The sequence below is a fragment of the uncultured Polaribacter sp. genome, assembly GCF_947503875.1.
In the GTDB taxonomy this organism is placed as follows: domain Bacteria; phylum Bacteroidota; class Bacteroidia; order Flavobacteriales; family Flavobacteriaceae; genus Polaribacter.
In genome coordinates, this window is the sequence record NZ_CANNFH010000005.1 from 120,351 (window position 1) to 139,417 (window position 19,067).

A 19,067-nucleotide genomic window follows, 5' to 3' on the forward strand; every position below is an offset into this window, starting at 1 on the left:
ATTTCTAGAGGAAGGTTTTCTAACTTCAATTTTGTGAATGAAGCCACTGCAGAAAAGTTTACAGATCGTGTAAATTTCTATGATGAAAATCAAATTCAGGAAATTACAAATACTTCTGGTCGTTCTATTTTTAGTGTTGATGAAAATAGAGATCAAATAGAAGATTACAGCTTTAATAATCCTAATTTTTCTTTTGCACAATTGCAAACCAATTTGGTTGTGCGTTGGGAATATATACCAGGCTCTGAGTTGTTTTTTGTTTGGGCAAGAGGTTCTGTTGGTAACAGAGATGCAGCAGATTCTTTAAGAGATGGTATTAGAGAACAGGTTTTGAATGCACCAGCAGAGGATACTTTTTTAATAAAAGCTACGTATAGATTTGTAAGGTAATATCTTTTTTCAATGCTTTTGTCGTTTCAAACAATAGATAGAAATCTTACAAGATTACAAACTTTATGTGAGCTACTTTATGCGACTTCTCATAAATTCGAAGTGACAAATTTTCTAGGATTACTGGCCTTTTAAACTTTTAACACTCGAATCCTGTCATTTCGACGTTAGGAGAAATCTCATAATTTTGGATTGTAATTCATACTCTTCTCTTAAGAAATGCAAATTGGTTTTTAAAATTTGAATATCATCATACAATGCAAAAGATTAAAAATATTTGATGTACTTGTGAGACTTCTCATAAATTCGAAGTGACACTTGAATAGAAGAATCCTAAAATTCTGGTGCAATTCTAAAACTCATTTTTTCTCTTGTTGATGGATGTAAAAAACAAATAAATTCTGCATGCAAATGTAGTCTATTTTGTTTTTTACCATACAAATCATCACCAATTATGGGCGAATTTAATCCGTTTTTGTGTGCAGCATGTACTCTTAATTGATGTGTTCTGCCTGTTATTGGATAAAAATAAATGCTGGTTTTGTTGTTTTTTCTTTCGATGACTTCGTAGTAGGTTTCTGCATTTTTACCATGTTCAAAACAAACGAGTTGTTTTGGTCTATCATCTAAATCTACGCGTAAAGGTAGTTTTATAGTGCCTTTTTCTTTGTTGATGTCGCCATCTAATAAAGCAACATAACGTTTTCTAACCGTTCTATTTATAAACTGACTTTGTAAAATCTTATTTGCTTCTTTGGTTTTGGTTAACACTAAAATACCAGAAGTAGACATATCTAAACGATGCACAATTAACGGGCCAGTTGCATTGGGGTATTTTTCTTTAATTCTAGAATATACAGAATCTGTCAATTCTTTTCCAGGAACTGATAAAAATTCAGCTGGCTTGTTCACTACAATTATGGCATCATCTTCAAAGATAATTTCTAATTCTAAATTTTCAGCAGCTTGTTGTAATAGTAAATTCTCATCCATTTTAATGCCTTTTAACATGTGATTTAAAATGGGTTTACATCTGCTTTGGCAAGCAGGATAATAGTTTTTGTGTTTTCTAATTGCTGAATTTGGCGAAATTCCCCACCAAAACTCTGCCATACAAATAGGCTTTAAATCGTTTAAAAAAGCAAACTGTAAAAGTTTTGGTGCAGCACATTCTCCAGCACCTGCAGGTGGTTTTATTTCAGGATTGTTAAAGATTTCAATTAATGCTTTAGATTCTTTTTGTTGATTTAGAAATTGAAACTTCTCAAATAACGTTTGTTGTAAATTCGCAGAAATTCTTTTGCGTTCACTTTTTAAGAAAGCAATTTTTTCTTCTAGATGGATGAGTTGTTTTTTGTCTTTAGCAATTTTATCGTCATAATAAGTAACCAATTCTTTATAAAAAAACTGGTCGTTAAAACTTTCTTGTTCTAATTTTTGAAGTAACAATGCAAACTCTTTTTTAGAAAGTGTATTTGAACCTTCTTTTTTTCTGAGTTTTCTATCTTTTTTAGCAACCTTCATTTTCTTGCGCTGAAATGCTAAATCTTCTTCAATAGCTTTGGTTAGTTTGTTAACCTTCTTTTTAAGTTTTAAATAATCAATATTACTTTCTAAGGATGCTAAATCTTCACTTAATTGCTCAATTTCAATTTCTCCCTTTCTATAGAAACTATTTTTACTTCTTAAATTAAAAACAGGTGGCACAAAATAATCAGGACAAGTTTCATCTGCTAATTTACCAGAAAAAGCGGCTAAAAACCCAAAATTATTATGGTTATCCTTAACCACTAAAACACCAAACATTTTACCAATAGCATTGGTTTTATCATCAAAAAAAACAAAATTGTGTTTAAAATCTTGCTGCTTTTCTAAATAATCTTGCAATTGTTTTGCTGCAATTTTTGCTAGTTGATGAGGTTGGTAGTAAAAAGGAAACGTAAAATTTTCTGGAGTTTTTATTCCAGAAAGATCAGTTGAAAAAGAATGCAATTGTTTCAATAAAAAGATATTAAGTAAAAAATACTAACTACTAAAAGTAGCTCTTTGCAAACGATCGTTTATCGATTTTCCTAAACCATCTTCTGCAAAACGCTCTGCAATAATTACATCTAAATTTAAATGGTCTAACGTATGCATGGTGTCGTATAATTTTGCAGCCGCTTCTTGTTTAGAGCCGTTTTTAGACAAAATAAATTCGGTAATATTTGTGTTGTTTGTGGATTTTTCAAAAACAATAACACCTATTTTTTTGCCAATATGTTTTGTAATTTCATTGGCAACATCATCAACCAAAAAAGTAGTAGTTTTTGGTGCGTAATGTCTTGCCAACATTCCAGGAGCATCTGGTTTGTCTTCTTTTTTGTTTTTCACTTCAATTTTGCCAATAACAACTTCAATATCTTCTAAAGCTAAAGCACCCAATCTGTAAATTATAGGTTTTTCACCTTCAAAACCAATTATGGTAGATTCTATTCCATTTTGGCAAGCACCACCATCTAAAACCATTTTAATATCGTTTTCAAAATAGTTTGCTACGTGTTTTGCTTTTGTAGGGCTAATACTCCCAAAGGGATTTGCACTTGGTGCAGCCAAAGGAAAAGGCAGTTGTTTTAATAATTCTAAAGTTACAGGATGATTAGGAACGCGAACTGCAACTGTATCTTTGCCAGCTGTAATTAAATCGGGTATATTTTTGTGTTTTTTTAAAACCAAAGTCATAGCACCTGGCCAAAAAGCTTTTGCCAATACTTTTGCTTTTTCTGGAATATGCGTTACAATTCCATCTAAACTTTCTATAGAAGGAATGTGCACAATTAAAGGATTAAAAAACGGACGTTTTTTAGTAGAAAAAATACTTTTTATGGCTTTTTCGCTAAAAATATTTCCTGCCAAACCATAAACGGTTTCAGTAGGAATTGCCACAACGTTTTCTTCGGTTAAAAGTGCAACTGCTTTTTGTATGTCTTTAGAAATAATGCTCATGATTCGGGCGCAAAATTACAATTAATTTAAAGAATTTTAAACAGATTGTATTTTATTCAATTTTAAATTTAAACTCATTTAAATAGCAGTTGCATAGGGCGCGAACAACAAATCTGTTGGTGTATCTAAATCATATAAATATTGATGTGCTTTAGTGTCTTTCACACAAAAAGGCGCTAAAAGGCGCAACATTTCTTTAAAACCGTTTAAAGTTAAAATGCAAAAAAAGGTTCTGTAGTCTTTGGTTAAAATTCCTTCATCTGTTTTAAATAAACCAAAAATTAAATTGTAATCTTCGGTATTTATAAAATCGATTTGAGACAAATCTAATTTCTGTTTTTGCTCAATAACTACATTCTGAATTAAATCTCTAAATTGTATGGCTTCTGCTTTATTAAAATCAAATAAGCGAACAATGTTTTCGTGTAAACCGTTGTAATTGTCTATGTAGTCTAATTCCATTTCGTTGGCTATTCTGAATCTGTAAATATTTTATGTAATTTTTCTTGTAGTAATTTTTTGTTCGGTAACTGGGTTTTGTATTCTGAAATCATAGTTGGTGATAGGCTTCTGCTTAAAGCATACTCAACAACTTCTTTGTCCTTATCCTTACAAAGTAAAATTCCTATACTTGGGTTTTCGTTATCTTTTCTAATATCTCTATCTAGCGCTTCTAGGTAAAAGTTGAGTTGCCCTAAATGTTCGGGTTTAAATTTATCGGTTTTAAGTTCGAAGGCAACTAAACATTGCAAACCACGATGGTAAAAAAGTAAGTCAATAAAAAAGTCGCTATTTCCAACTTGAATTTTATATTCTTTTCCAATAAATAGAAAGTCTTTACCTAATTCTAGAATAAAATCTTTCATTTGATTTACTAGAGCATTTTGTAAATCGCTTTCGCTATGCGTTTCCTTTATATTTAAAAATTCAAATACATAACTATCTTTAAAAGAGTTTAATACATTTTCATTAGATTCTCTCAACGTTGTTGAGGTTTTTAAGTTTCCAATTAAAGTTCTTTCAAAAAGACTTGCAGAGATTTGTCTTTCTAGCTCTCTAACACTATAGTTCTCTTTTTCAGAGATATTTAGGTAAAATTCTCTTTCTTCCTTTGTTTTACACCTAGAAAATATAGCTAAATTATGAGACCAACTTATTTGTCTCAATGCTGTGGAGAGTTTTGGAGTATTGTTGTAGGTTTCATAAAACTTCTTCATTCTCCAAATGTTTTTATCAGAGAATCCTTTTATTTCTGGCTCGTTTGTTTTTATATATTTTGCTAAATCTGCAACCACACCATCTCCCCACTCTGATTTTTCAATTTTTTGACTAACATATTTTCCAATATTCCAATATAGATTTATGAGTTCTGCATTTATAATTCTAATTGCACTAGCGCGAGATTGTTTAATTATTTTAACGATGTCTACAAAACGATTATCCATTATTTAAAATATTAAAAAGTAAAATTAAGTTGTGGTTTTTTGATGAAATCAAACAAACGTAGAATGTTTTCGTGTAAACCGTTGTAATTGTCTATGTAGTCTAACTGCATGTTTTTTTATTCTTTCACTTGTATTTACTTGTCATTTCGACCTTGTGGAGAAATCTCACACAACAAAAATAAAACAATTAAAACCAACATAGATTTTTCGGTTTCACTATCGTTTCACTCAAAATGACATACACCAAGGTAATTTCGTCCCTGTGTAAAAATCTCAAGAATGCAAATTTGCAATGTTTACATAATAGAGAATTTTAGGTTCCACTATCGTTTCTCTCAAAATGACATACGCCAAGGTAATTTTGTGCTTGTGTAAAAACCTCAAGAATGCAAATTTATAAAGTTTCCTTGTTAGAGATTTTTCGATTCCACTATCGTTTCACTCAAAATTACAATTTGTTTTGTTGTTGCTAATTTGTGGAGAAATCTAATGCGCCTCTAACCAATTTTGCCCAATTCCCATTTCAACATCTAAAGGCACGCTCATTTTAAAAGCGTTTTCCATTTCGTGCTTAATAATTGGTTTTATGGTTTCTAATTCGTCTTTATGCGCATCAAAAACCAATTCATCATGCACTTGCAGTAACATTTTAGATTTAAAATTTTCTGCTGTAAAACGTTTATGAATATTAATCATAGCTAATTTAATAATATCTGCAGCAGAACCTTGTATAGGTGCATTTACAGCATTACGTTCTGCACCAGACCTTACCATTGCATTTCTAGAATTAATGTCTTTTAAATACCTACGTCTGTTTAAAATGGTTTCTACATAACCATATTCTCTGGCAAATTCTACCTGTTTTGTCATGTATGCTTTCAACTTTGGGTAAGTTTCATAATAGGTGTCTATCAATTCTTTGGCTTCACCTCTAGATAAGTTGGTTTGGTTGCTTAACCCAAATGCAGAAACCCCATAAACAATACCAAAATTTACCGTTTTTGCATTGCTACGTTGCTCTCTAGTAACTTCTTCTAAAGGCACATTAAATACTTTTGCGGCGGTAGAAGCATGAATATCTTCACCGTTTTTAAAAGCATTAATCATATTTTCTTCTTCACTTACAGCTGCAATAATTCTTAATTCTATTTGGCTATAATCTGCTGCTAGTAACACATGATTTTCGTTTCTAGGCACAAACGCTTTTCTAACTTCTCTTCCTCTTTCTGTTCTAATTGGTATGTTTTGTAAATTCGGGTTGTTAGAGCTTAAACGGCCTGTTGCAGCAACAGCTTGCATGTATTGTGTATGCACTCTGCCCGTTTTTGGATTAATCTCATTAGGTAAAGCATCTACATAGGTGCTTTGCAGTTTTTTATACTGACGATATTCTTGAATATTTCTAATAATTTCGTGTTCTTTCGCTAAAGCGGATAAAATATCTTCTCCGGTTTTGTATTGCCCAGTTTTTGTCTTTTTTGGTTTTTTTACTAACTCTAATTTTTCAAAAAGAACAATTCCCAGTTGTTTTGGCGATGCAATATTAAATTCTTCACCAGCTTCATTATAAATACTTTTTTCTAGTCTGTTAATGTCTTCTGTGAGTGCTACAGAAAGTTGCTTTAGAAAATCGGTATTTAGATTAATCCCTTCAATTTCCATAGCCGTTAAAACGGATACTAAGGGCAACTCAATCTCATTAAATAATTTTGTAACGTTTCCAGATTCTAATTCTCTTGTAAATAATTGTTTCAATTGAAAGGTAATATCTGCGTCTTCTACTGCATATTCTGTTTGGTCTTTTATAGGAACAACACGCATAGAAAGTTGGTTTTTCCCTTTTTTACCAATCAATTCTGTTATAGAAACTGGTTGATAATTCAAATACGTTTCTGCTAAAATATCCATATTATGGCGCATATCTGGGTTAATCAAATAATGCGCAATCATGGTATCAAACAATTTTCCTTTTACTGGAATGTTGTAATTGGATAATACTTTAATATCGTACTTTAAATTATGTCCAATTTTTTCGATTTTAGATTCGAAGAAAGGTCTAAATTCTTCTAAAATAGCTAAGGTTTCTTCTTGGTTTTCTGGAAAAGAAACGTAGTAGCCTTTACCAATTTCAAAAGAAAAAGCAATACCAATTAATGCTACTTCTAAGGCTTTTAAACCGGTAGTTTCTGTATCAAAACAAACCGAAGTTTGTTGCATTAATTTCTGAATTAATAGTTTCCTAGAAAAAGGAGAATCTATATGTTGGTAAAAATGATCTGTATTTGCTATGGTTTTAAATCCGCTTGCAATTTCTGTTTCTGAAACATTACCAGCACCAGGAGCAGCAAATAAATCAAATTGACCTTCTGGGGCGTTTGTAGAAGACTTCTCGACTGCGCTCGAAGTGACATTTGGAGAATCTTCAACAGAATTTACTCTTGCTGCATTTTCTACTGCAAACGTTTTTAAGAAATTGGTTAATAAATTTCTGAATTCTAATTCGTTAAAAAGTTCGGTTACTTTTTCTGTGTTGGGTTGTTCTAGCTCAAAATCTTCAGCATTAAAAGTTACAGGCACATCTAGCATTATAGTGGCTAGTTTTTTAGAAAGTAAACCTAACTCGCCATTAGCTTCTAATTTTTCCTTCATTTTACCTTTTAGCTCATGTGTGTTTGCTAAAAGATTTTCCATAGAACCATAGGCTGCCAAAAACTTTTTTGCTGTTTTTTCTCCAACACCTGGTAAACCAGGAATGTTGTCTGCAGAATCGCCCATCATTCCTAAAAAGTCAATCACTTGTTCTGGCTTTTCTACACCAAACTTTTCTTGTACTTCTGGCACGCCCCAAATATCATAACCACCACCAAAACGTGGTTTGTACATAAAAATATTTTCAGAAACCAACTGTGCAAAATCTTTATCTGGTGTAACCATATAGGTTTTGTAGCCTTCTTTTTCTGCTTGCTTAGAAAGTGTACCAATAACATCATCTGCCTCAAAACCTTCTTTTACCATTATAGGAATATGCATGGCATTTAAAATCTCGTAAATGTAAGGCACTGCTAATTTTATAGCTTCTGGGGTTTCATCTCTATTGGCTTTGTAAGCTTCAAACATTTCTACTCTGTCTGTACTGCCACCTTTGTCAAAACAAACGGCTAATTTATCTGGTCTTTCACGTTTAATTACGTCTAAAAGCGAGTTCATAAACCCCATAATTGCAGAGGTATCTAAACCCTTAGAGTTTATTCTTGGGTTCTTTATAAAAGCATAATATCCTCTAAAAATTAATGCATAAGCATCTACTAAAAAAACTCTTTTTTGGTCTGACATTGTATTTTATGTTGAGATCGATAAAATTACGAAATATAACGTCCATATAAAAAAAAATGAGGAAATTTGAAACAAAGGAATCAAACCCAAATTGTATACTTTAATTATAAAAATTTTTTAAAAAATAGTAGTTGCTTTAATTCTAGTATTTTTAATAGGAGCAGGTGTTGCTGGTTTTGGGTGTATGGTAAAATAGTAAAAGTTGGTGTTTTGGAGATTGTTGCAAACAATTTTGAACAACAAGTGAAGCCTTTAAAAAACCAATTCTTAATAATGGTACACAATCTAGTTATGGTTTTGGATGGGTTATTTTAAATCCAGTTGCACATTCTCATGATTATGCTTGGTTAGGTGTAAGAACACTAATTATCAGAAATGAACAATTAAAAAATTGTTTGGTAATTCTTGATAATTCTTCTAGTTTGGCTATAAATAATATAAGTATAGAATTGGTAAAAGTTTTAAAATAAGAGACATACTAAAATTTTAAAGGCAATTATCAAATATGAAAAGCGCCTAATTTGAGTTCTTTTTTGTTAAAGTCTTCCAAAAATAAAATAGTTACGGGTTTATTAGAAGTAAATTTGTAAAAAACAAATTTTATGCCTCGTTGGTTAATTCCTTTATTGTTATTAATTGTACTTATTGTTGCAGTAGAATTTTACACATTTCAAGCTTTTAAAACCTTTTCTAAGAATAGATTTATTCGTTTTTCTTTTGTGGCGATAAGTATTGTAGTGTATCTCAACTTTTTTATCACTTTAATTACTTATGATAGAAGCAATGGGCAAACGCCACAATTTCAAATGGCTATGGGTTTGTTGCTTACCATTTCTATACCAAAATTGGTGGTTATTTTAGTGCTTTTTGGTGAAGATATTTACAGGGGAGTTTTAAAGTTGATAGCTGTAATAACAGGAGAAACAAAACCATTAGTAGGTAGAAGAAAGTTTATTTCGCAAATTGCTTTAGGTTTGGCAGCTATACCTTTTGCTAGTTTTATCTACGGCATTATACAAGGTAAATACAATTATAAAGTTATAAAATACCAGCTAAGTTTTAAAGATTTGCCAGATGCTTTTAATGGTTTTACAATTACGCAAATTTCAGACATACATTCAGGGAGTTTCACTAATAAAGAAAAAATACAATATGGAGTAGATTTAATTAATCAGCAAAAATCTGATGTGATTTTATTTACTGGAGATATTGTAAATAATAAAGCAGATGAAATGGACAATTGGTTGGATGTTTTTGACAAGTTAGAAGCGAAAGAAGGTAAATATTCTGTTTTAGGAAATCATGATTATGGAGATTATATGAATTGGAAGAACCCACAAGATAAAATAGATAATTTTCAGAAAGTAAAAGACATACATCAAAAAATTGGTTTCGATTTATTACTAGATGAACATAGATATTTAGAAAAAGACGGACAAAAAATTGCACTTTTAGGTGTAGAAAATTGGGGCAAAGGTTTTAATCAGGCTGGAGATTTGAAGCGAGCATCTTCTGGTGTGAATAAGGAAGATTTTAAAATATTAATGTCTCACGATCCTAGCCATTGGCAAGAAAAAGTAAAAAAAGATCCTTTAAATTACCAACTTACATTAAGTGGCCATACACATGGTTTGCAAATGGGTATAGAAATTCCGGGTTGGTTTAAATTTAGTCCTTCTCAGTTTGTGTACAAACAATGGGCAGGTTTGTATGAAGAAGCAGGTAGATATATAAATGTAAATCGTGGTTTTGGGTATCATGCATTTCCTGGTAGAGTAGGTATTTGGCCAGAAATTACAGTTATTGAGCTTAAAAAAAAATGATAATCAGGTTTTTAAATAAGAATTATTATCTTTACAACATAACCAAACTTTAGTTTTTAATGAATTCCCCATAAAAATTACAGTTTAAATGAAAAAATTTGGAGAGTTAATTAGTACACAAAAACCCGTTTTATTAGATTTTTATAAAGAGTTTGATGGTAAAAATGATAATCTTAAAATTTTAAGAAATCTTGCTGCCATTTTTGGGAGTAGGGCAAAGATTATTAAAATAGACATTTCTAAAAATGAGTTTTTAGCAGACGCTTTGGATATTAACACAAACCCCACTTTTATGATTTATAAAAATGGAGAAATGAAATGGCGTGAAACAGGGGTACAAGATGAAACTGCACTTATTAGTCTGCTCAACAAGTACATATAAAAAGACACCTTCTTTAAAGATATCGCCTTCTTGTAAGTGTTTTTTTAGGTATTAATACTCTTAAAAACATAACCTTTCTTGGAAAAGTAATCTAATACTTTAGGCAATACAAAGCGCAGTTTTTCTGAAGCTTTAATACTATCATGAAAAACAATAATACTACCGTTTTTTGTGTTTTTTAATACGTTTTTTAAGCACGTTTCTTTTGTTATGTTGGAGTCAAAATCTGCAGAAAGTACAGACCACATTATAATTTTGTAACCTTTTTTAATTAGTTGTTTTGCTTGCTTTGTTTTAATCTTACCATAAGGAGGTCTAAATAATTTTTGTGTGGTTGGGTTTTTGCTAAATTGTTGAATTGTTGCGTCACACTTTAAACAATTATCAATATAACCTTTAGTATTATTTGTCCAACCATTTACATGATTTTGAGTGTGATTGCCAATAACATGACCTTGTTCTATTAATTCTTTAAAAAGCTCTGGGTGATTTTTAATGTTTTTTCCAATACAAAAAAAAGTAGCTTTTGCATTGTGTTTTTTTAATTCTTGTAAAACAAATGGCGTAATTTGTGGAGTAGGACCATCATCAAAAGTTAAAAATATTTCTTTTTTTTCCATAGAAAAACGCCAAATATAATTAGAGAAAAATCTCATAATAATACTTGGCGTTTTTGGTAAATAAAATCTCAATTTATTCCTTTATAGGTTCAAATTCTGTAGGTATTTCTTCTTCCTCATCTGGCATTAAATCACTAAAAAGGTTAATGGTGGCCATAAATTCTTGTTGTATATTAGATACAAACTCCTTATCATTACTGCCGCTTTCTACTTGATCTATTAAATTTTTAAACATGTATAAAGAAGTATCTATTTCATCAAAAATCACTTCATTTTGTATGTCATCAAAAGTACTTAGCCACGCTAACTTTTCTTTAATTAAGCGCATTAAAGTATTTGTGGTTTGCTCTGCTTTTTCTACTTCACCTAGCTTGTAATACTTTTCTGGATAGCCTAAAGATAAACTGTAATGATCAAAATCTTCTATAGGCATTTTATCTAAAGATAAATCTAAAACTTCTATGGCTTTTATGGTGTCTCCTTCTTTTGAAAAAGCGTCAGACAAACGCATTAAACTATTTCTTAAAGAAATGGCATTTCTTTTGGTTTGTTCGTCTAAGTAAATTTCTCCACTATTTATATTTCTCCATTCTAATTTTTGAATGTTTGCATACATTTTTTGGGTATCTATTCTGCCAATATCAAACAAACTCACTTCTCTTGGTCTGCCATTTGCATCTAAATATTTGGCAGGTGTTCTAATAGGTACTAATTTAAATGCCAAACCGTCTAATTGCAGGTAGTCTTTTAACCAAATGTATTCTTCGTCTGCATTTGCACCACCTGTAAAGTAAATAGGCCTAACCCAATCATTATTTGCTAAAATATCTAGCATTAAAATTCGGTTTTTGGTTAAACCTCTATCAATAGTAATATCTATATAGGGTACAATTTTATCTGCATCTTCTGGTTTTACAACTCCGTTTTTTAATACATTTTCTTTGTTAACAGGAATCCTAATTTTATTTGCAGGTAATATTTTTTCTGGAATACCATTATCGTCTAAATCGTAAAAAGTACGTTTGTTATCACTTTCTATCCAACGCATAAAATCGCTAATAGAAATAACAGAATCTTTAGGCACTGCTTTTAATTCATCAAAATAATAAGCAACATCTAAACTACCATATTTGTACTTGTCATGCGTTAATTGTGATGGTATTGGAGGTGCATCATAAGTGGCACGTTTCATTTGATCTATGTACCAATCTGTTGCAAAAAGACTGGTGTTTACCAATTTTACATCGGTTCTAATACCTTCAACTTCTTGCATGTACCAAAGTGGGAAAGTATCATTATCTCCAATAGTAAACATAATGGCATTTTTGTCTGTGCTTTCTATATAAGCTTGTGCATTTAAACGTGTTGTATATCTTTCAGCTCTATCATGGTCGTCCCAATTTTCTGAAGCCATTAAAGTGGGTACTGCTAAAAGAGAAATTACACTTACTGCAATTGCTATGGTTTTTTTATTGGCGAAGTTTTTTAAATATTCATAAAGAGCAAGTACTCCAAAACCTATCCAAATTGCAAATATGTAAAAACTACCTACAACTGCATAATCTCTTTCTCTTGGCTCAAAAGGTTTAGGGTTGGTATAAAAAATAATTGCTGCTCCTGTAAACAGGAAGAAAAGTAAGAGCACAAAAAAGTTTTCTTTGTCCCATTTTATTTGAAAAAACAGACCAATTAGCCCTAAAATTAAGGGTAAAAAGTAGTATCTATTTCTTCCTTTATTTTCTAAAACCTGACTTGGTAATTGTTTTTGAGAACCCAAACGCAATTCATCTATAGCATCTATACCACTAATCCAATTTCCATTAAAAATGTCTAATCTACCTTGTATATCATTTTGTCTTCCTACAAAATTCCACATAAAATAACGCCCATACATGTAGCCAAACTGAAAGCTCATCATAAACTTAATGTTTTCTGCAAAAGTTGGTCTTCTTTTAGAATTGGCAGGAATACCAGCAATAGCCTTATACATTTTTTCTGAAGCAGGGTTTACCATTCTTGGAATAAAACCTTTGTGTTTGCTAGACCAATTTCTGTTTACATTTTTGTATTTGTTTACAATAACATATTTGCCGTTTTGTTTTTCATATTTTGGCTTATCATCTGTAAATGGTTCATCTGGATCTGTGGCATTATTGTAAGTGTTAGAGTAGTAGGTGTCGTAAAAAACGTTGGCATCACCATATTGTTCACGTTCATAATACGCTAATAGTTCTCTTGCACTAGAAGGGTTGTTCTCGTTTATTGTAGTGTTTGCGTTTGCTCTAATTGGTAGCATCATCCAAGAAGAGAAACCAATCATTATAAACAAAACAGATAAAATTAAAGTGTTTGCGTGTACCTTGTTTTTTTTGCGAGTTTGTTTTAAACCAAAGTAAAACAATGCAATTAAAATAAGCCCAGCAATTATAGAACCAGAATTGTAAGGTAAACCTACGGTGTTTATAAAAAATAACTCAGATGCACTAAAGAATTTTAAGGTAAACGGAAACAAAAACTTAAATACAAATGCCAATACAAAAACTGAAATTATAGTAGCTATTGCTGTAGTTTTAATATTGATGTTTTTATAAGTTTTAAAGAAATACAACATTACAATTGCAGGAATAACCAGTAAAGAAAGTATGTGTACACCAAAAGATAAACCTACTACAAAACTGATTAATATTAACCATTTGTTGCCTCTAGCACTAGTTATTTCGCTTTCCCATTTTAAGCCTAACCAAAATAATAAAGCCATTAAAAAAGAAGACATTGCGTATACTTCTCCTTCTACGGCGCTAAACCAAAAACTATCTGAAAATGTATAGGCTAAGGAACCTACAACGCTGCTGCCTAAAATAGCAATGGAAGAACCATCTGTTATTTTACCTGATTTTTTTGCTAGTTTTTCGCCCAAATTGCTAATAGTCCAAAACATAAATAATATGGTAAAAGCACTAGCTAAGGCAGACATGAAATTTACCATTTTAGCAATTTCAGAAACATCTGAAGTAAACATTGCAAAAAATGCACCTAGCATTTGAAAAAGAGGTGCTCCTGGAGGATGCCCAACTTGTAATTTAATAGCGGTTGCTATATATTCTCCCACATCCCAAGAACTTACTGTAGGTTCTATAGTTAAACCGTAAGTAATTAATGCAATAGCAAAAGTTAACCATCCTAAAATGATGTTCCACTTTTTAAAGTTGTCTGGTGTCATAAATAAACAAATAATGTGTGGCGAATTTAATAATAAATCTTAATAAAAGGTTGATTTAAGGTGCTATTGACTATAAATAGCTCACAAAACTTTGTTAAAGTCAAAATTTTTAAAAAAATGTTTGCAAGATTAAAAGAATAGATTAAATTTGCACCCGCATAAAAGCATTGGCCTATGGTGTAATTGGTAACACACCGGTTTTTGGTACCGACATTCAAGGTTCGAGTCCTTGTAGGCCAACTTTGAAACCTCGTAATCTTTTGATTATGAGGTTTTTGTTTTTTAAAGAAATTACGCTTATCGTTTCCAAGTACCTCCATAAGTATACAAAGGATTGTCTTTTTTTACTTTTACCAAGCAAGTTTTGCAAACAAACACCCAAGTTTTAGGGTTTTTGTGCTGTATGCGATACATGGTATCAAAAGCAGTATTACAAATTGCACAATCTTTGCTTCTTTTTTTCATTTGATTTGAAACGGTTTAAAATAGTTGATAAAGATAATAATTATTAAAAATTAATGGCACTACAAACCTCTAGGATCTCCTAAGATACTAACTTTCTTAGATTTTAAAACATTCATACTACAAAATCCAAATCGGTTGGTAATTTTACCATAACAAGCATAAATTCCCATTCCGTTTACGGGATATTGGTGTACAACATCTGTAAAATGAACTGCATCAAAATAATTACCTTCTGTATCTATAAAAGTGCTTAAACGCATGAGTTTACCTTGTGATGTTTTGTTGTAACGAGTGGTTACCAATTGCCCGTATAACAATACATTTTTATCTGCAAATTGCACCATTTCTTTTGCTTTTATATGCTTGCAAAACGTTTCTGAAACCAAAGAAAAATAATTATGAATAGTAAAGCCTAACAATTCCATTTCATCATAAATAATTTCTAACCAATGCGTTTGTAAATTAGGTAATGTAAATTTTTGACGTTGGATAGGAAATAACTTTTCTTGGTCGTGTCCTTTTTTATTTTTGGTTGCATTCAATCTAAAAGTAGCTTGCCATAACAAGTTTTTTTTAGGTTGATTTGTAAAGCGAAATGCATTAATACGTATTAAAATAGATAATTGTTCTATAGAAATTAAAATCCGATTTAGAAAATCTTCCAGAGAACTAAAAACTCCGTTTAATTGTCTTTCTGTTAAAATTCTTTGAATAACCAAAGCCTCTAAACTTTTTAAATAACCAAAACCCAGATAAATGGTTTTCCCCTTTACAATATTGGCATGATCGCTAGTGTTTATGCATGGCAACTCTACAATTGCACCACACATTTTTGCTTCATGTATATAATGTTCTGCACTATAAAATCCACCACCATTATTTAAAACTGCCACCATAAATTCTATTGGATAATAACATTTTAAGAACAAACTTTGGTAACTTTCTACGGCGTAAGATGCGGAATGTCCTTTGGCAAAAGCATAGCCTGCAAAGCTTTTAATCTGATTCCATACTTCAAAAATCAACTTATCTTTATATCCTTTTTTACGGCAATTGGCAACAAATTTGTGTTCTACGGCTTTAAATTCTGCCAAAGAACGGTACTTTCCACTCATTCCTCTTCGTAAAACATCTGCTTCACCCAAAGACAAATCTGCAAATTGATTGGCAACTTTTAAAACATCTTCTTGGTAGACCATAACACCATATGTTTCTGGCATAATTTTTAATAAAATAGGATGCGCTTCTTTTCGTTTTTCAGGAAACCGGTGTCTTTTTATAAATTCTTCTTTCATGCCAGAACCAGAAACACCGGGTCTAATTATAGAACTTGCAGCTACCAAACCTAAATAATCTTGAGTTTGCAGTTTTTGCATTAAGCCACGCATTGCTGGAGATTCTACATAATATGCGCCAATTGCACCACCTGTTTTTAAAAGGTTGTTAATATTTTTATCGTTTTTAAAACGCTCAACATCAGTAATATCAATTGCAGGTGCTTTAGGGTTGTTTTTTTTGATAATTTCTAAAGCATCTTTAATTTTTGCCAAACCTCGCTGGCCTAAAATATCAAACTTAAAAATACCCACATCATCTGCAATATTCATATCAAATTGAACGGTTGAAAAACCTTTTGGAGGTAAACTTGTTGCAGAAAAGTAATGAATAGGTTTGTCTAAAATTAAAATTCCTGCAGAATGTACACTCACATAATTGGGGAAACCTTCTATAAGTTTGCCATATTTTAACACCAACTGCGCCATAGAATCAAACTGATTTTTTGATGCCGTAATTTGTTGTGTATTTTCTGTTGATGAAAGGCTAAAAACACTGGTAGATTTTGGCGCAGAAGATTGGGTTTTCTTTTCTTTAATACCTTTGCTTAGTTTGTCTATTTCTTCTTTTGGCAAACCAAAAACTTTACCCAATTCTCTAACAACAGCTTTGTATTTAAAGGTAACATAGGTTGCCAATAACGCAACATTTTTAAACCGATTAAAAATATATTGTGTAACAGTATCTCTATCTTTCCAAGAAAAATCAATATCAAAATCTGGCGGAGAAGCTCTGTAAGGATTTATAAAACGCTCAAAATACAAATCTAATTCTATAGGATCTACATCTGTAATGCCAATAATATAAGCAACAATACTGTTGGCGCCACTTCCTCTTCCTACATGAAAAAAGTTGTTTTTTTTTGCATAAGAAACAATATCATAATTAATCAAAAAAAAGGAAACGAATTTTAAATCGATAATTACTTTGAGTTCTTTTTGAAGTCTGTCTTTTATTTTTTGCGTAATTACCTTGTAGCGTTTGTGAATTTTAGCATCGCAAAGTGCTACTAACTTTTTACAGTCTTCATTAAAACTATGGTAATACAATTGCTTATTTTGATTTTCTCTTTTTTCATCAAAATTAAAATGTATTTCGCATTGGGCTTGTATATTTTTGGTGTTGTTAATGCTATAAGGCATTTCTTTATAAACTTCTTCTAATTCTTTTGCTGTGTACATTACATCTGTTTTCAAACACTGTTCTGTAGCACATAATTTACTTAGCAATACATTTTTATCTATAGCACGTAACAAACGGTGTGCGTTAAAATCTTTTTTATTTCTGATGGTAACTTGCTGCTGTATTACAATTTTATCTTTTAAACGATTAAGGTGAGAAAACTTAAGTTTATGAACTTCAGCAACAGAAACACCAATAAATTCGTTTTTACAAAACGATGTAATCTCTAATTCTAAAACTTTTTCAAAAGGATAAATAACAAAAACATCTTCTAAAAAAGGAATTTTGTCTGGAAAATTAAGTTTTGACTCTAAATGATGTGATAAAAAAGTATTAATCTGCTGAAAACCATTATTATTTTTAGCAATAGCAACATATTCTTGTTTGTTTCCATTTCTAAAATCGACACCTAAAATAGGTTTAATATTGTATTTTTTTGATTGTTTTACAAAACGCATGCATGCAGATGTATTATTAATATCTGTTAAAGCAAGTGTTTTAACGCCATTTTTTACGGCAAGTTCTAACAATTCTGTTTCTGAAAACGTACCAAAACGTAAAGAATAATAAGTATGGCAATTTAAATACATTTAAAATATGGTTTGCAATAATTTTATTAAGAAGCATTGTAAAAAACAATTACTGTTTTCTGTGTGCCAAAACCAAAGGAGGTTCTCCACTAAACGGATTGCTAAATCTACCAATGGTTTTTGCGCCCATAGAAGTGGCTCGCATTACACTTAACTCGCCATATTTATTGCGAATAGTATCCATGGCATTATACAAATGCAACATTTGTTCAGTATCATCAAAAAGGTTAATTTGGTAATTTCCACTTACAATATCAGAAACCTTAACACCAACTAATCGTATTAATAAACGTCTGTTATATAACTTTTTAAAAAGTTCTAAAACCTTTGGTATAATAATATGATCTGCACTTGTGTATGGTATTTTAATCTGTTTGCTGTAGGTATTAAAATCTGCATATCTAATTTTTACACTAATTGTTCCTGTTAATTTATCGCCTTTTCTTAGCTGATAAGCTAAGTTTTCTGCCATTGCAAAAATGGTTTCCTTTAGTTTATTTACGTCTATGGTATCTCTATTATAAGTACGTTCTGTAGACAAAGATTTGCGTTCGTGAAAAGCAATAATTGGCGGATTATCAATACCATTGGCACGTTTCCAAATGGTTCTTCCATTGGCACCCAAAACGCTCATCATCATTTCTAAAGGCATTTCTTGTACTACTTTTACTTTATCTACACCTAAATTTCTAAGTATTTTGTATGTTTTTTCTCCTACGGATGGAATTTTACGTATAGATAAAGGCGCTAGAAAAGATTTCTCAAAACCCTGATCTATTTTTAATTGATTGTTAGGTTTGGCTTCTCCTGTAGCCACTTTAGAAACAATTTTATTTTGAGACAAGCCAAAAGAAATGGGCAAACCACTTTCTTTAATAATGCGCTGTCTTAATTCTGATGCATATTTGTAACTTCCAAAAAAAGCATCCATACCAGAAAGATCTGCATAAAATTCATCAATACTTGCTTTTTCAAAAACGGGTACTTTTTCTTTAATAATTTCTGTAACAATATTAGAAAATTTAGAGTACGTACCTGTGTTGCCTCTAATTACAGTAGCTTCTGGGCACAATCTTTTGGCTATTTTCATAGACATGCCAGAGTGTATACCAAAACGCCTAGTTTCATAACTACAAGCAGCAACAACACCTCTATCTCCTGTACCACCAACTAACAAAGGTTTTTTTTGCAACCTACTATCAATTAAACGCTCGCAGGAAACAAAAAAAGTATCTAAATCGAGATGTAATATATTTTTTTTCACGTTGTAAAATTAGCTACAAATTAATACATTTGT

General features: G+C 31.1%; 13 protein-coding genes and 1 tRNA gene. 4 read left to right on the forward strand and 10 right to left on the reverse strand.

The window, feature by feature from the left end; genetic code table 11:
- The first annotated feature begins 33 nt into the window (after positions 1-33).
- Complete coding sequence (locus Q0684_RS13525) at positions 34-390, forward strand: hypothetical protein (protein ID WP_366140203.1); 357 nt, start codon at positions 34-36, stop codon at positions 388-390.
- 333 nt (positions 391-723) lie between these two features.
- On the opposite strand, the gene Q0684_RS09560 is transcribed toward Q0684_RS13525, so the two are convergent.
- The 5 genes from Q0684_RS09560 to polA all read right to left on the reverse strand — a co-directional run bounded on the left by Q0684_RS09560 (position 724) and on the right by polA (position 8,153).
- Positions 724-2,391, reverse strand: a complete 1,668-nt coding sequence (locus tag Q0684_RS09560; protein WP_299015858.1) for an RluA family pseudouridine synthase — start codon at positions 2,389-2,391, stop codon at positions 724-726.
- A 24-nt stretch (positions 2,392-2,415) separates the two neighbouring features.
- Positions 2,416-3,375, reverse strand: coding sequence for an L-threonylcarbamoyladenylate synthase (locus tag Q0684_RS09565; RefSeq protein WP_299015859.1), 960 nt, complete (start codon positions 3,373-3,375; stop codon positions 2,416-2,418).
- A 78-nt stretch (positions 3,376-3,453) separates the two neighbouring features.
- Positions 3,454-3,837 carry a hypothetical protein gene (locus tag Q0684_RS09570; RefSeq protein WP_299015860.1) on the reverse strand — a complete coding sequence of 128 codons (384 nt, stop codon included), beginning with the start codon at positions 3,835-3,837 and terminating at the stop codon, positions 3,454-3,456.
- Between the two features lie 8 nt (positions 3,838-3,845).
- Positions 3,846-4,820, reverse strand: coding sequence for a PDDEXK nuclease domain-containing protein (locus Q0684_RS09575; RefSeq protein ID WP_299015862.1), 975 nt, complete (start codon positions 4,818-4,820; stop codon positions 3,846-3,848).
- 486 nt (positions 4,821-5,306) lie between these two features.
- Positions 5,307-8,153, reverse strand: a complete 2,847-nt coding sequence (gene polA / locus Q0684_RS09580) for a DNA polymerase I (protein WP_299015864.1) — start codon at positions 8,151-8,153, stop codon at positions 5,307-5,309.
- A gap of 602 nt (positions 8,154-8,755) precedes the next feature.
- On the opposite strand from polA, the gene Q0684_RS09585 reads away from it, so the two are divergent.
- Both Q0684_RS09585 and Q0684_RS09590 read left to right on the forward strand, forming a co-directional pair.
- Positions 8,756-9,976 (forward strand): metallophosphoesterase, encoded by a 1,221-nt coding sequence (locus Q0684_RS09585; RefSeq protein WP_299015867.1) that lies wholly within the window; start codon positions 8,756-8,758, stop codon positions 9,974-9,976.
- 88 nt (positions 9,977-10,064) lie between these two features.
- On the forward strand, positions 10,065-10,358 hold the full coding sequence (locus Q0684_RS09590; protein ID WP_299015870.1) for a thioredoxin family protein: 294 nt from the start codon (positions 10,065-10,067) through the stop codon (positions 10,356-10,358).
- A 44-nt stretch (positions 10,359-10,402) separates the two neighbouring features.
- Here the strand turns inward: Q0684_RS09590 and Q0684_RS09595 are convergent, their stop codons facing one another.
- On the reverse strand, positions 10,403-11,014 hold the full coding sequence (locus Q0684_RS09595; protein WP_299015873.1) for a polysaccharide deacetylase family protein: 612 nt from the start codon (positions 11,012-11,014) through the stop codon (positions 10,403-10,405).
- A gap of 37 nt (positions 11,015-11,051) precedes the next feature.
- Entirely contained in the window at positions 11,052-14,198 is a 3,147-nt protein-coding gene (locus tag Q0684_RS09600) for a DUF2723 domain-containing protein (protein WP_299015876.1), read from the reverse strand.
- Positions 14,199-14,366: 168 nt separating this feature from the next.
- On the opposite strand from Q0684_RS09600, the gene Q0684_RS09605 reads away from it, so the two are divergent.
- Positions 14,367-14,438, forward strand: a tRNA-Gln gene (locus Q0684_RS09605).
- Positions 14,439-14,495: 57 nt separating this feature from the next.
- Here Q0684_RS09605 and Q0684_RS09610 read toward each other — a convergent pair.
- From Q0684_RS09610 to dinB, 3 genes are read right to left on the reverse strand one after another with little or no spacing between them, the layout of a single operon-like run.
- Positions 14,496-14,663, reverse strand: a complete 168-nt coding sequence (locus tag Q0684_RS09610) for a hypothetical protein (protein ID WP_299015879.1) — start codon at positions 14,661-14,663, stop codon at positions 14,496-14,498.
- A 59-nt stretch (positions 14,664-14,722) separates the two neighbouring features.
- Complete coding sequence (gene dnaE / locus Q0684_RS09615; protein WP_299015881.1) at positions 14,723-17,770, reverse strand: DNA polymerase III subunit alpha; 3,048 nt, start codon at positions 17,768-17,770, stop codon at positions 14,723-14,725.
- Positions 17,771-17,819: 49 nt separating this feature from the next.
- Complete coding sequence (dinB, locus tag Q0684_RS09620; protein WP_299015884.1) at positions 17,820-19,034, reverse strand: DNA polymerase IV; 1,215 nt, start codon at positions 19,032-19,034, stop codon at positions 17,820-17,822.
- Between the last annotated feature and the right edge of the window lie 33 nt (positions 19,035-19,067).